The following is a 14,367-nucleotide window of genomic DNA, read 5'->3' as shown; positions in this document are numbered from 1 at the left end:
TTTTACTGAGACTTCCTCACACGTATATACCATTCTGAAAGAAGCCGAACCTGTTTCTCCGTATACCCTCTGTCTGTCATCCTACTAACGAACTCTGCGTGCTTACTTTGATCATCTGCTGACGCTTTTGCATTAAAGGATATCACCGGCAGTAAGTCCTCTGTGTTAGAAAACATTTTCTTTTCAATAACAGTTCGCATTTTTTCATAGCTCAACCAGCTAGGATTCTTTCCGTTATTGTTTGCCCTTGCCCTGAGAACGAAATTAACAATTTCGTTCCTGAAATCCTTTGGATTCGCTATACTGGCGGGCTTCTCTATTTTTTCCAGCTCGTCATTTATTGCAGAGCGGTTAAGTATGTCTCCGGTTTCAGGATCACGATACTCCTGATCCTGAATCCAAAAATCAGCATAGGTGATGTAACGATCAAAAATATTCTGCCCATACTCAGAGTAGGACTCGAGGTAGGCCGTCTGTATCTCCTTACCAAGAAACTCTATGTATTTGGGTGCCAGGTACTCTTTTATAAATCGTAAGTAACGATCATGGGTATCTTGCGCATACTGCTGCTGCTCAATCTGCTGCTCCAATACATAAAGCAAATGCACGGGGTTTGCCGCAATTTCAGATGCATCGAAATTGAAGACCTTGGACAAAATTTTAAAAGCGAAACGTGTCGATAAACCCTCCATACCTTCATCGACACCCGCTGCATCTTTATATTCCTGCAATGACTTTGCGTTAGGATCGGTGTCTTTAAGGTTTTGGCCGTCGTACACTCTCATCTTTGAAAAAACGTTGGAGTTTTCCGGCTCTTTGACTCGAGACAACACAGAAAACTGGGCTAGCATTTTCAATGTGTCGGGTGCGCAAGGCGCTCGGCTTAACGAACTATTTTGCAGTAACTTTTCATAAATATGTATCTCTTCAGTCACCCGAGTGCAATAGGGAACCTTTACGATATACACCCTGTCAATAAAGGCTTCATTGGTTTTGTTGTTTTTAAACGTTTGCCATTCAGACTCATTGGAATGCGCAAGAACAATTCCATCAAACGGGATGCTACCCATCCCCTCCGTACTGTTATAGTTTCCTTCTTGAGTTGCTGTAAGGAGCGGATGCAACACCTTAATTGGAGCCTTGAACATCTCTACAAATTCGAGCAGCCCCTGATTCGCATGACACAAGCCACCGGAAAAACTATAGGCATCGGGATCGTTCTGGGAAAACTCTTCGAGCTGGCGAATATCAACCTTACCGACCAGCGCAGAGATATCCTGATTATTCTCATCCCCCGGTTCCGTTTTCGCCACCGCAATAAGATTGGGCACGGAGGGGTAAAGCTTTACTACCTTGAACTGGGAGATGTCGCCACCAAATTCCTGCAGCCGCTTTACCGCCCAGGGAGACATCACGCCTTTGAGGTAACGGCGCGGAATACCATACTCCTCTTTCAGAATGGTCGCGTCTTCCGTCGGGTTAAATAACCCCAACGGTGATTCGTATACGGGGGAGCCTTTGATGGCATAGAAGGGAACCTTCTGGATAAGAAACTTAAGGCGCTCAGCTAATGAGGACTTGCCTCCGCCCACAGGTCCCAGCAGGTAGAGAATTTGTTTCTTTTCTTCCAACCCCTGGGCGGCATGACGAAAGTAGGAAACAATCTGTTCAATCGCCTCCTCCATGCCATAAAACTCTTCAAACGAAGCGTAGCGCTTAATCAATTTGTTGGAAAATATACGACTCAGGCGCGGATCTCTAGAGGTGTCAATGAGTTCGGGCTCACCAATCGCCATAAGCAGTCGTTCGGAAGCAGAGGCATAGGCTGCGGGATCTTCTTTACAGAGCTGAAGGTATGCCTGAAGGCTCATCTCTTCATTCTGGGTAGATTCATATCGGTTTTTGTAACTATTAAAAATATCCATGCTGATCACCTACCTCTTTGATGATTTTTTGACCACACGATACTTCGCACGAACTTTCCTTGCGCCCTATTACACAGAATTAGACCGCTAACGCCGCTATTTGTTATGCAAACAAATCGTAAATTTTGCGTTGCAACAGGCTAGCGCTCCCCTGCCCCTCCATATTTTATTGTTATTGATTGGGTTATATTTTGGTCAGTAATTTTTGCCGTTAAGTCTGAGTGTAGCAGCTCAGTCTTGCTCGACTTCTGTCCGGTTCGATTAAATGTTCCCCTTGCCTGCGTCACCCCGGGCAGCACCCTGTTATACTGCAACGAGATCATGCGATGGAACGACAATGAGCCTTGAGCACAGAACCCAAACGAGAAAACGCCTTAAGTCGGTTGTACAGGTCACCAACGACGACACCGGGGAGGAGGTGGGCCGGATCTTCGATATCACGATTGAGGGGTTTATGCTGCTAACCCGCGAGGTGGTAGATCCCGACAAAACCTTCAACTTCAGTTTTTGTCTACCCGACGGCTTTAGTGGTCACTCGGAGATCAAGTTGCAAGCGGTCTGTATGTGGTGCCAAAACTCGAGCTTTTCCGAGGAGTTCGGAGCAGGCTTTCGACTTGCCACAATCAATCCGGTGTACGAGCCTGCCTTTCAACTATTTATTTCCGAGTTCTAGCGCCGGGGATCATGAATCGGGATCGATAGGGTCTCTTTTAGCTCTTCCATTACGATGTAGCTTTTCGACTCGCGAACACCCGGGAGCTTGAGCAGAATATCCCCCAATAGCTCCCGGTAGGACGCCATCTCGGATATGCGCGCTTTCACCAGATAGTCAAAATCACCAGACACCAGATGACACTCCAGTACCTGCGGCAATCCCACTACCGCGTGGCGAAACTCCTCGAATATATCCGCAGACTTTGAGTAGAGGCTAATCTCCACAAACACCAGTAACCCCGCTTCCAGCATCTGGGGATTCAACTTAGCGGCATAACCCTCAATCACGCCGGCCCGCTCCAGGCGTTTAACCCGCTCCATACAGGGAGTGGTACTGAGGCCGACCTTGGTTGCAAGGTCTACGTAAGAGATACGACCGTCGCGCTGTAGCTCGCGCAGTATACTGCGATCGATCCGGTCCAGCTTACGCACTGTTTCTTTTAGGTTTCGCATGAAAATAGTCTTTGTTTAACGAGTTCAACCATAGGTTATCACTACGCTGGAGGCTTTCGATAACCTTATTACTCGGTTCGACCCTTTAATACTGCGCCGTGCCTCCCGCCGGCTGGATCTGCCGCACCCAAGGTCGTTGCAAATTTTGAACACCCATGTGATGATCAATACGTCACTAAACAGAGAGAACTATGGTGGGCGCAGACTTAGATGTAGGGGGTCGTCTTAAGGCGATCCGTAAACAACACGGGTTATCACAGCGAGAGCTGGCCAAACGTGTTGGGGTAACCAATAGCACAATATCGATGATCGAGAAAAACAGTGTCAGTCCGTCGATCAGCTCTTTAAAGAAAGTGCTCGGCGGGATCCCTTTGTCACTGGTGGACTTTTTCTCCATGGACCTAGCCCCCGACAACCAGCAAAAGGCGGTCTACCGATCCAACGAGCTGCTCGATCTGGGCATAGATGGTATTCAAATGCTGTTGGTCGGTAAGGGGCGCAGTGAACGCGCCATGGCCTTTCTGATAGAGACTATGGCACCGGGTACCGATACCGGCAGCGAGATGCTAAACCACGAAGGGGAGGAGGCTGGAGTGGTGATCGAAGGTCGACTGGAACTCACCGTTGGCATCGAGGTTTCAATACTCGAGGTCGGAGACTGTTACTACTTCGACAGTACACTGCCGCACCGATTTAATAACCCCTTCGATAAACCATTGCGCCTGGTGAGCTGTACGACGCCGGCCAACTTCTAGGCCTATGAACCGGCTTCACATCCACTTTTTTCCCCCCACCAGTCGATCCTTTGCGGGTAAGCGCTGGATTATGATTGGCCTGCGCACTCTGCACATTCTGGGTGTCGCCGGCGCCGGCGCCGGTTTCCTGCTTGAGGGCCGCACTCCCGACAGCTTTTACCTGCACCTGTTACTGATTACCGGAGCCCTGATGGCGCTGATAGAGGTCTGGAGCCACGGTGTTTGGCTATTGCAACTCAAAGGGCTCAGCGTGACCCTTAAACTGGGCTTGATCGCGGCCATGTTAAACTGGCCCGCCCATACCACACCGCTGTTTATTGCGATCCTGATCCTCTCCGGTGTTTTCGCCCACGCCCCCGGCTATGTGCGTTACTACTCACCCTGGCACCGGCGACGGCTGCGCCACCCCTGACCGCTATCGGTATTGCAAGGCATAAAAAACGGGGCTCAGTGAGCCCCGTTTACTCTTCGGTCGTTAGTCGACTTTGGGGTTGGGTATGCGGAAGAAGATCGCGTAGAGCGCCGGTATAACCAGCAGCGTGAGCACGGAGGCAAAGCCCAGGCCGAACATGATGGTCAACGCCATGTTAACGAAGAACACATCGGGTAGCAGCGGAATCATCCCCAAAATGGTAGTACTGGCCGCCATCATCACCGGACGCATCCGGCTCACCGATGCATCCAGAATACCGGTGAAGGGATCCTTGCCCGCGCCAATCTGAAGGTCGATCTCCTCAATCAGCACTATCGCGTTCTTTATCAGCAAGCCCACCAGACTAAGTGCGCCCAGCAGTGCCATAAAATCGAACGCTCCGTTGGAAATCAACAGTCCGGCGGTGATTCCTATGATGGCCAGCGGCACCGTGAGCCAGATGATCAACGGCTGGCGAATCTTGCCGAACAACAAAATGGTGACGATAATCATCATCAGGAAACCGCCAGGCAACGCTCCAAACAACGCATTTTGCGCATTATTGGTATCTTCGTACTCCCCCCCCCACTCCAGAATATATCCTGGGGGAAGCTCCATTGCCTCGATTTGAGGCTTGATACGATTGAACAGCGGCGTCGCCAACTCCCCGGTGGGGTTGGTGGAGGCGATGATCGTGGCGCGGCGATCCCGGTTACGGATAACGTTGTTCTCCCACACCGTCTCCCAGACCGAAACTACCTGCCCCACCGGCACCGAGGTGTTCAGCACCGGACTCCAGACCTGCAGATCCTGGAGGCTCGACACATCTTCACGCTCCCCCACCGGAGGCCAGAGCAGCATCGGCAGCAGCCGGATACCGTCCCGGTAGAGGCCCACCTGAGTTCCCTCGAAACCCTGCTGCAGGGCACGGGCCAGTTCGTGGCGACTGATCCCCAACTGACGGCCGACAGTTTCATTGAACACCGGCCGTATCACCTTCACCGGCTGACGCCAGTCGTCGCGGATATCCTTGGCTTCGGGATCTTCGCGGTAGATCGCCTGGGCTTTCTCCGAGAGTTCGCGCAGCACCGCGTAATCGGGACCACTGAAACGCGCCTCGATCTTGGAATCCCGCCCGGGGCCGATACGAAGGTTTTTCACCTTAGGCTCGGTATTGGGCAGATTTTCAGCCATGAAATCCTCGATTCTGGCCTTGAGGGGTGCAATCTGCAGGCGGTTTTCGGTTTCAACAATGATCTGGCCGTAGGCCTTGTTGGGCGCTTCGGGGGTATAGACCAGGGTAAAGCGGTCCGCACCGGCACCCACGAACGCCGAGGTACTAACCACCTCCGGCTGCTCGCGAATAAATTCGTCGATCATCAACAGGTCATCACGAGTGTGGCGGATATCGGTTCCCTCCACCTCCCACAGGTCGACGAAGAAGAGCGGCGTGTTGGAGTCAGGAAAAAAGGCCTGGCGCACATAACCAAAACCCAGTATCGACGCAACAAACAGTGCCCCGACTAGCCCCAGTGTGAGGTAACGTAGTCGAATGGCTTTGTCCAACAGCCCTCGGTAGAGGCGGAAGCCCAAGCCGGAGTAGGCGTCACTGCCATCGTCGCCCACCTTGGAGTCGGGCTTGATCAGCCAGGCGCAGAGCATCGGAGTGGTGGTGATGGCGGTAAACCAACTCAGCAGCAAGGAGATCAGGATCACCCAAAACAACGAGTTAATAAATTCGCCGGTCGCATCCTGGGACAGGCCAATGGCCGAGAACGCCAGGATACCCACCACCGTTCCCCCTAGCAGCGGCCAGATAGTCTGGCCTACCACCTCGTTACCCGCCTTGACCGGATCCATACCGGCGCGGATACGTACCAGCATCCCTTCAGCGACCACGATGGCGTTATCGACCAGCATCCCCAGGGCAATAATCAGCGCACCCAGTGAAATTCGCTGCAGCTCTATCGCCTTCATATCCATAAACCAGAGGGTTCCGCATACCGTAATCAGCAGCACCGCGCCGATGATCAGGCCAACCCGTACCCCCATAAAGAACAGCAGCACCACCACCACGATCACCAGCGCTTGCACCACGCTGATTACGAAGCCGTTGACCGATTTATTGACCTCCTGGGCCTGATCGTAGATACGGGTAAACTCCATCCCCACCGGGGCCAAATCCAGTAACTCCTTGCCGCGCTTGGCCAACGCCTGGCCCACCGACACGACGTTTACCCCGGAGCTCATGGATATACCCAACGTCAGGCCAGGTTTGCCCTTCATATAGATCAGCTTGTCGGGCACCTCATCGTAGCCGCGGCGCACGCTGGCGATATCCTTAAGGTACACCAAACGGCGATCCTCGCTGCTTATCAGGATATCCCCCATCGACTCCACTGACCCAGACTCACCGGTTGGCTCGACACGGATGTAATCGTTGCCAACCCGGATATTGCCGGCGTCGGCCACTACGTTCTGGCTCTCCAGCACCCCGGCGATGGTATCGGGCGAAATACCCAACTCGGCCATGCGCGCCCGGGAGAGCTCAATATAGACCACCTCATCGACGTAGCCGCCGATGACGACCTTACGCACCCCGGGTACCAGCACCAGCTCCTTCTTGAGGAAATCGGCGTAGTCCTTGAGATCGCGGTAGGTGTAGCCATCGCCGGTGAGCCCGTAGAAGATACCGTAGACGTCGGCGTATTCGTCAAATACCACCGAGGGCAACGCCCCGGGGGGCAGTTTGCTCTGCATATCGCCGATCTTGCGCCGCAGCTCGTCGTATATCTGCGGGAAATCCGCTTTGCGGTATCTGTCCTGGAATTCAACGGAGACTTCGGAGTAGCCCGCGCGGGATACCGTCATCTTAATGCGCTTGAGCTGTTCCATCTGCTGGACAGCATCCTCGACGTGGTAAGTTACCTCGTCATTCACCTGCTCGGCATTTGCCCCCGGGTAGAGGGTAAACACCTTGGCCTCCTTGATTGTGAACTCCGGGTCCTCGAGTTTGCCCATCTCCTCGTAAGCTCCCAGGCCGCCCCCCACCAGAATAATCACCACCAGCCAGGTGACCACCCGGTTTTTTATCGAATACTCGGCAATGCCCATTCTCTATCCCCGTGTTGTTCTTGTTCGATGTACGTATCGTTCGATCAGTTGGTGAGGTCAGGATCTGCCTGTTCAACATCCGGCAGCAGGCGAACCTTCTGCCCCTCATCCAGGAAGGCAACCCCGGCGACCACAACACGGTCTCCCTCATTGAGCCCTCCTACCACATCGATACTGGTTCCGCTCATGCTTCCCACCTCGATGGTCTGAGACGCGACGGTCATATCGTCGGGGTTCACCACCCATACCTGGGGGCTGAGCTTAATATCACCCCGCACCGCCGACAGGGGCAGCTTGAAGCGGGCATCACCACTCATGGAGCCCCGACGCATCCGCATCTCTACCGACGTTGTCATGCCCGGGAGCACCGTGAAAGTGGTGGGGGTTTCCATGGCGAGGGTCACCCTGAAAGTCTGGGTCTTGGCATCGGCCACGGTGGCGTACTCTTTCACCTTTAGTGCAAATTTTTGGTCCTCTCCCGGCCCGAAAATCGCTCGGAGGGAGGGGCGTTCGCCGTTTTCGCGCATCCGTCTTACATCGCTTTCGGGAATATCGACCTTCACCTCAAGGGCGCTGGTATCCTGCAGCTCGATTATCGCCTGCTTGGCCTGGACCTCCTCGAAGTTTTGCACCATACGCAGGGCAATACGGCCCGAAAAAGGCGCTTTTAAGGTTGTATAAGCAAGATCCTGACGAGCCTCCGCGAGCGCCGCGTCTGCACTCTTATACGTTGACTCAAGGCGGTCGTAATCCGCCTTGGAGATATGACCCTGTGGCAGCAGCTGCGCGGCACGCTCGAAGTTGGCTTTGGCCTCCTGGTAGCGAGCCTGCCGGTCACGCTGAACGATCTCAAAATCGGTCGGAGCCAGGGTCGCGATCACCTGACCCTTCTCGACGCGGTCTCCCTCGCGCACCGGCAGTGTTTTCAGCTTGCCCGCCACCCGGAAAGAGAGATCCACCTTCTGGTTGGCGTCGATCACACCGGGAAATACCCTCACGTTTGCGGTTTCAGGAGAGGAGACCACCAGCGTCTTCACCGGCCGAACCGCCTCCGGAGCGGCAACCTTCTCCTCCTTGCTACAGCCGGAGATGAGCAACGGCAACACAACCGCGGCTATCGAGAATTTTACAAACTTACGCATAAAGATCTCCATTTTCATGCTTCAAAATATCGACTAGAAAATCGCAGGACGCTGCTCTTTTTCTATTCGGACAATTGTGGCACAGCGCATCCTGTACCGCACGCAATGGTGCGCGTCATAGCCTGCATTTCTTTAAATTAGTCAGGATTCGCCACTTTAATTGAGATACCTTGAAACATCCGTTATACCTCTACTGTCATGGATAGCGATGTCACCCTCTACAGCTCTCTAGCAGCACTGGCCCATGTGCTGATCTCCTTCGCCCTCGCGGTGCGAGTTGTTATGCGACGGCGCTCGGTGGGGGTCTCCCTCGCCTGGCTCCTGCTACTTTTTTTGCTCCCCGTGGCAGGTATCCTCCTGTATCTAATGATCGGCGAACACCGCCTCGGATATACCCGGCTCCAACGGGGTTCCAACCTGCTGCCGGAGTACAGCCGTTGGGCCGAACAGATGAGCGACACCCACCCCGAAGCGTTACCCGATATAAATCCTTGCTATCAGGGCATGTACCGGCTTTCCCAGAACTCGTTGGGCGTACCCGCACTATGCAACAACCGCCTTGAGCTTCTGCATGACTCGTTGGCCATCCTCACATCCATCGCGCAGGATATCGGCCAAGCCAAACATTTTTGCCACCTGCAATTCTATATTTGGTCCGAGGGGGGTGAAGCCGACAGCATTGCCGAGGCACTTATTGCCGCCAGCGCTCGGGGCGTCGAATGCCGCATTTTGCTCGACTCGGTCGGCAGCGCCTCCTTCCTGAAAGGAGGGTGGCCACAAATTCTTGAGCAACATGGAGTCGAAGTACGTGCCGCCCTGCCTGCTGGGGCTATGCGCCTGTTCCTGGAGCGGCTCGACCTGCGCAACCACCGCAAGGTGGTCGTGATTGACAACCGCATTGGCTATACCGGTAGCATGAACCTGGTCGACCCGCGCTATTTCAAGCAGGGGGAGGGGGTCGGTGAATGGGTTGATGCCATGACGCGTCTGCGCGGCCCTGCAGTTCACGCCCTCAATGCTGTCTTCCTTTGGGACTGGCATCTGGAAACCGGACAAACGCTGGACGTGTTTCACGAGTACAGTCACTTGCAGGTGCCAGAACAGGGGGTGGATGGCCGCGGCCTTCAGGTCGTCCCTTCCGGACCCGACGATACGCGCGAGCTCATCCATCAGCTGCTTTTATCGGCGCTCTACAGCGCACAAAAACAGCTTGTCATCACGACGCCCTATTTTGTGCCTGACGAGACTCTGGTGACGGCGCTCAAATCCGCAGCGACGCGCGGGGTTGAAGTACAGTTGATATTGCCGCGCCGGGTTGATTCACGCCTGGTACGCTATGCGAGCCGCGCCTATTTCTATGAGTTAATGCGGGCCGGGGTCGAGATATGGGAGTTTGATGGCGGTTTGCTGCACACAAAAAGCGTTCTGATCGACCGTCAGATTGCTATTTTTGGAACCGTGAACCTCGATATGCGCAGTGTCTGGCTCAATTTCGAGGTTTCCCTGATCGCCTTCGACCGAGAGTTCGGGGAAGCTCTCGGCTACCTGCAAAACGGTTATCGCGCCCAAAGCCGCCCGCTCGACCTGGCCACCTGGAAACAACGCCCGATCGTGCGACGACTTGCGGAAAACCTGATACAACTGCTTAGTCCACTACTCTAGCAGGCACGCCGCTCTCCGTTAAAAGTCGCGGCGAGGTGCGGTGCAGATTAAGTGGTGGCGGACAGAAAAGCACTCCGGCACAGCGAAGTCCAGCCTGTGGATAAGGCTGTGTGTAACGTGTATAACGTTAGCACCCACTCGGCCGAGCGGGTGCTAAATTCACCATTGGGAGCGCCAGTACCCCAAGCCCTGGCGGTCCGATCGGTCGACCTACATATTCCCCCAGTAGGAGTTTCCGATCATGGTATCGAGGCGCCTGTTTTCAAAATGATCTTCGATTGCCCGGCGCACGAAGAGAGAGCGTGACGCATTCTTCTCTTTCGGGGACTTGGTGATATTCCGCTTACTAAGTTTCTTAATGCTATCGTTTTGCATCGTGACACCCCTGTTATAGCGATTATTTTTTGTTGTTATATGTAACTAGCACAGGGGTAAACTAAAAAAAAATGACACTAATAACAAGCGATATATTCGTTATTCATAAAATTAATAATGACTAAAAGCCCAGTGCTACCATCGGGTGCAGAACGGTGTGATGGGGCCTACAGAACGCGGTAACACCTGTTCCCATATTACCCAGCAACACAACTTTTTTTGCACCAAAATGGTGCGCTAGCGTGAGCTAAGGCGCAGGCTGCGAATGTTTCGTTTAACGGTTTTAAGGTGTTCATTCAGCTCGGGGCCGCGCGCGACCGCGACCCCCATAGCGAGAATATCGATTACGACCAGGTGCACAATCCGCGACGTCAACGGGGTATAAACCTCGGTATCTTCGGACACATCGATCAGAATCGGAAAATCACTCAGCTCCGCCAACGGGGTGTTCCCGGGGCAGATTCCTACAACCTTCGCGCCCCGCTCCTGAACCTGCCGCACGCTGTGCATTAGCTCCCGGGTACGCCCGGTTTGGGAGATCGCTACCACGACATCACCCGCCACCATGGTAGCGGCAGACATCGCCTGCATATGAGGGTCAGAATAGGCTGCAGTCGCCACCTGCAAGCGAAAAAACTTGTGCTGTGCATCACTGGCCACCGCACCCGATGCGCCGAATCCGTAAAACTCTACCCGCTTCGCTTTTGCCAGCGGTTCGATCGCGCTTTCCAGTGCCGCCGGGTCCAGGCTATCCCGTGTTTGCACCAACGAGGTGATGGTGGAATCAAACACCTTGCGCTTGTAGTCGGAAGTGTCATCGTTTGCGTCGATATCGAACTGGGCGAAGCCGCTGTTAACGGCCAGGCTTTGGGCCAACTGCAGCTTGAAATCCTGAAACCCATTGCAGCCCACTGCACGGCAAAACCGCAATACCGTCGGCTCACTAACCGTCGACGCCGCTGCCAGCTCCGCGATGCTCTGGTGGATGATGCGCGAAGGCTGCCCCAGCACATACTCTGCCACTTTAAGCTCGGATTTACGCAATGAGCCCAGAGCCAGCTCAATATCGGATATTAGTTTTGTAGCCATGGTCGCAAACGTTCGAGATATTCCATTACCGGCGTGCCGCCGCCCCGTGTAGTTATACTACAAGAAAGGTTTTCTGACTACATGGAAGACCATCTGCAACAATTTGACAGGCTGTGGACCTAAAAGTACTTCTTCCCCGTTCCCGAGGCGATCATCTTGGACAGATACTCCATCTTTTGCGGATCATCATCCACAAAACGAACATGGATCGCGATCAGGGCGCTATCCATCTTCTGCTCTGCCGCTTCGAGCTTACTCACATAACCGTTGATGCGGGCAACCTCCTGAGCGTCCCCCTGTTCGAGGTCAACCACTGCCTGGGAGAGCAGTTCCGGAATGCGCTCACCACGACGAATAACCGCCTTGACCTCCTTCAGACTAAGCGCCTGAATCACACAGTCTACGGTCATATCCGGGAAGCGAAGCTGCGCCGTAGCCCCCTTTGAGCCGGACTTTTCCTGAGGCGCCGGTGGCGCAGGGGCCGTGTTGCCCGTCAACGCGGCGACTGACGCTACGGCTACAGACTGCGCTTTTGGGGCTGCAGGGGGAGGGGAGCGGGTAAGCGCGGAGACAGAATCGCCATGGGTAGCGCCCGCTCCGGTGAGAGCGTCCGCGCTCCCTTTCGGAGCCTCGGGCCGCCCCCCTCCGCTGAGATCCTCGGCAGAGTGGCGCCTGGAAAGCACCTTGATGATCTTCTTTAGCAGCGACTCGCTGGAAAAGGGCTTGCCAATATACTCTGATACCCCGGATTGCACGGCCGCGACCACATTGTCACGGTCTCCGCGGCTGGTTACCATAATGAAAGGGGTGTCCAGTGAGCGTTCGCTGCGCATCCACTGCAGCAGCTCCAGGCCACTCAGTTCAGGCATCTCCCAGTCGCAGAGCACCAGATCGTAAGGTTGCTTCTCCAGCATGCTTTGGGCTTTGCGACCGTTAACGGCCTCTTCGACCACAAAATGGGGGAAATGACCCCGGACGGTTTTCTTTACCAGATCCCTGATAAAGGCGGCGTCATCCACCACCAGCACTCTGATCTTTTTCATAGCCCGCCTACGTCGTTGCCAGTGCTCCTAATGATAGCGCAAGCAAGACGCTGCAGGATTACTCTTTGAGTTCGCGCTTTATCGCTTTGTAGCTCAGGTGACGCACATCGGTCCCCTTCACCAGATAGATCACATGCTCGGCAATACTGCGCGCATGATCAGCAATACGCTCCAGCGAGCGCAGCACCCAGATGACGTTCAGCACCCGGGTGATACTCCGGGGATCCTCCATCATGAAGGTAACCAGCTCCCGCATCGCACTTTTGTACTCGACGTCCACCGATTTATCCGCTTTGGCAACCCTTAGCGCCATATCGGTGTCGAAGCGGGCAAAGCCGGTGAGACTGTCCTTGATCATGCTACGCACCATATTACCGATGTGCCGAACCTCAACATAGCCTCGTGGGGATTCACCCTGATCGCACAGTTCGATGGCATGACGGGCGACTTTTACCGCTTCATCGCCCACCCGCTCCAGATCGCTGGTCGCCTTGGAACAGGCGACCACAAGACGCAGGTCACTGGCGGCGGGCTGGCGACGAGCCAGAATGCGGGTGCACTCCTCATCGATTGCCAACTCCATATCGTTGATCAACTCATCCTTCTCGCACACGCTCTTGGCCAGTTCGCTATCGGCTTCTATCAACGCTTCTATCGCATCAGAGACCTGCTTCTCCACCAGCCCCCCCATCGCCAGCAGTCGGTTTTTGACCTCATTGAGCTCGGAGTTGAACTGCTGGGAGATGTGCTGGGTATGTACGTCAGTATTTATTTCCATGGCGAAATAAGAACTCCTGGGTTAACCGTAGCGACCGGTGATGTAATCTTCGGTCTGTTTCTTGGCCGGATTAGTGAACAGCGAATCGGTGTCGCCAAACTCCACCAGATCCCCCATATACATGAAGGCAGTGTAGTCAGACACCCGCGCCGCTTGCTGCATATTATGAGTAACAATCACGATAGTGTACTTGGATTTCAACTCGTTGATCAGCTCTTCGATCTTCAGCGTCGAGATCGGATCCAGCGCCGAGGCCGGTTCATCCAACAACAGCACTTCCGGTTCCACCGCAATCGTACGGGCTATCACCAGCCGCTGCTGCTGGCCACCGGACATACCCAGGGCACTTTCGTGCAGCCGATCCTTGACCTCATCCCAGAGCGCCGCGCCGCGTAGCGAGCGCTCCACAACCTCATCAAGCACCCGTTTGTTGTTGACGCCCTGAATCCTCAACCCGTAGGCCACATTCTCGTAAATGCTCTTGGGGAAGGGGTTGGGTTTCTGGAACACCATGCCGACCCGGCGGCGTAACTCGGCAACCTCGGTAGAGCGTTGGTAGATATCCTCACCGTCGAGCAGGATCTTGCCCTCGATACGACAGCCGTCAACCAGGTCGTTCATGCGATTTATGCTGCGCAGCAGGGTCGACTTGCCGCAACCCGAGGGACCGATAAATGCCGTGACACGCTGCTTGGGGATCTTCAGGCCGATCTGGTTGAGTGCTTTTTTGTCGCCGTAATAGAGATCGAGCCCCGATATCTCCAGGCAGACGGTTTCATCATCCATATTCAGGTTCTGCCGGGTTCGACCAAGGGAAGTGGTATCAATTCCGTGGGTGCGAACCTCCCCACCGGCCTGCTCTGTGTTATCGGAACGCTCATTAACTGGGCTTGTTTGTGACATAG

General features: G+C 54.4%; 13 protein-coding genes. 4 read left to right on the top strand and 9 right to left on the bottom strand.

The features are described 5' to 3' along the window. Positions 1 to 2 precede the first annotated feature (2 nt). Positions 3 to 1,925 carry a PrkA family serine protein kinase gene (locus ACP3PW_RS05275; RefSeq protein ID WP_426415625.1) on the bottom strand — a complete coding sequence of 641 codons (1,923 nt, stop codon included), beginning with the start codon at positions 1,923 to 1,925 and terminating at the stop codon, positions 3 to 5. A gap of 337 nt (positions 1,926 to 2,262) precedes the next feature. Here ACP3PW_RS05275 and ACP3PW_RS05270 point away from each other — a divergent pair, with 337 nt between their 5' ends. Then, positions 2,263 to 2,598, top strand: a complete 336-nt coding sequence (locus ACP3PW_RS05270; protein ID WP_426415624.1) for a PilZ domain-containing protein — start codon at positions 2,263 to 2,265, stop codon at positions 2,596 to 2,598. Here the strand turns inward: ACP3PW_RS05270 and lrp are convergent. Continuing rightward, positions 2,595 to 3,092: a leucine-responsive transcriptional regulator Lrp gene (lrp, locus tag ACP3PW_RS05265; RefSeq protein WP_426415623.1), complete on the bottom strand. Its 498-nt coding sequence runs from the start codon at positions 3,090 to 3,092 to the stop codon at positions 2,595 to 2,597. The two genes, ACP3PW_RS05270 and lrp, sit on opposite strands and share 4 nt — an antisense overlap. A 191-nt stretch (positions 3,093 to 3,283) precedes the next feature. On the opposite strand from lrp, the gene ACP3PW_RS05260 reads away from it, so the two are divergent. Together ACP3PW_RS05260 and ACP3PW_RS05255 are read left to right on the top strand one after the other, a co-directional pair. Beyond that, a complete protein-coding gene (locus tag ACP3PW_RS05260; protein ID WP_426415622.1) occupies positions 3,284 to 3,847 on the top strand; it encodes a cupin domain-containing protein in 564 nt (187 codons plus the stop codon). A 4-nt stretch (positions 3,848 to 3,851) separates the two neighbouring features. Continuing rightward, complete coding sequence (locus tag ACP3PW_RS05255; protein ID WP_426415621.1) at positions 3,852 to 4,259, top strand: hypothetical protein; 408 nt, start codon at positions 3,852 to 3,854, stop codon at positions 4,257 to 4,259. 63 nt (positions 4,260 to 4,322) lie between these two features. Here ACP3PW_RS05255 and ACP3PW_RS05250 read toward each other — a convergent pair whose 3' ends face one another. Together ACP3PW_RS05250 and ACP3PW_RS05245 are read right to left on the bottom strand one after the other, a co-directional pair. Then, positions 4,323 to 7,373, bottom strand: a complete 3,051-nt coding sequence (locus tag ACP3PW_RS05250; RefSeq protein ID WP_426415620.1) for an efflux RND transporter permease subunit — start codon at positions 7,371 to 7,373, stop codon at positions 4,323 to 4,325. A gap of 44 nt (positions 7,374 to 7,417) precedes the next feature. Then, positions 7,418 to 8,515 carry an efflux RND transporter periplasmic adaptor subunit gene (locus tag ACP3PW_RS05245; RefSeq protein WP_426415619.1) on the bottom strand — a complete coding sequence of 366 codons (1,098 nt, stop codon included), beginning with the start codon at positions 8,513 to 8,515 and terminating at the stop codon, positions 7,418 to 7,420. 198 nt (positions 8,516 to 8,713) lie between these two features. Here ACP3PW_RS05245 and cls point away from each other — a divergent pair, with 198 nt between their 5' ends. Beyond that, complete coding sequence (gene cls, locus ACP3PW_RS05240; protein WP_426415618.1) at positions 8,714 to 10,177, top strand: cardiolipin synthase; 1,464 nt, start codon at positions 8,714 to 8,716, stop codon at positions 10,175 to 10,177. Positions 10,178 to 10,387: 210 nt separating this feature from the next. Here the strand turns inward: cls and ACP3PW_RS05235 are convergent, their stop codons facing one another. The 5 genes from ACP3PW_RS05235 to pstB form a co-directional block, all read right to left on the bottom strand. Then, the gene (locus tag ACP3PW_RS05235; RefSeq protein ID WP_426415617.1) at positions 10,388 to 10,552 is read right to left on the bottom strand and encodes a PA3496 family putative envelope integrity protein; all 165 of its coding nucleotides are present in this window, start codon (positions 10,550 to 10,552) and stop codon (positions 10,388 to 10,390) included. 237 nt (positions 10,553 to 10,789) lie between these two features. Next, positions 10,790 to 11,641 carry a transcriptional regulator HexR gene (gene hexR, locus ACP3PW_RS05230; RefSeq protein WP_426415616.1) on the bottom strand — a complete coding sequence of 284 codons (852 nt, stop codon included), beginning with the start codon at positions 11,639 to 11,641 and terminating at the stop codon, positions 10,790 to 10,792. Between the two features lie 119 nt (positions 11,642 to 11,760). Beyond that, on the bottom strand, positions 11,761 to 12,684 hold the full coding sequence (locus tag ACP3PW_RS05225) for a response regulator (protein WP_426415615.1): 924 nt from the start codon (positions 12,682 to 12,684) through the stop codon (positions 11,761 to 11,763). Between the two features lie 58 nt (positions 12,685 to 12,742). Continuing rightward, a complete protein-coding gene (phoU, locus tag ACP3PW_RS05220; protein WP_426415614.1) occupies positions 12,743 to 13,462 on the bottom strand; it encodes a phosphate signaling complex protein PhoU in 720 nt (239 codons plus the stop codon). 21 nt (positions 13,463 to 13,483) lie between these two features. Next, entirely contained in the window at positions 13,484 to 14,365 is an 882-nt protein-coding gene (gene pstB, locus ACP3PW_RS05215; RefSeq protein WP_426415613.1) for a phosphate ABC transporter ATP-binding protein PstB, read from the bottom strand. Positions 14,366 to 14,367: the final 2 nt, after the last annotated feature.

Origin of the sequence: Aestuariirhabdus sp. LZHN29 (assembly GCF_049985285.1) — a bacterium.
In the GTDB taxonomy this organism is placed as follows: domain Bacteria; phylum Pseudomonadota; class Gammaproteobacteria; order Pseudomonadales; family Aestuariirhabdaceae; genus Aestuariirhabdus.
The sequence above is the reverse complement of the archived record's forward strand: the minus strand, read 5'-3'. Positions and strand labels throughout refer to the sequence as shown.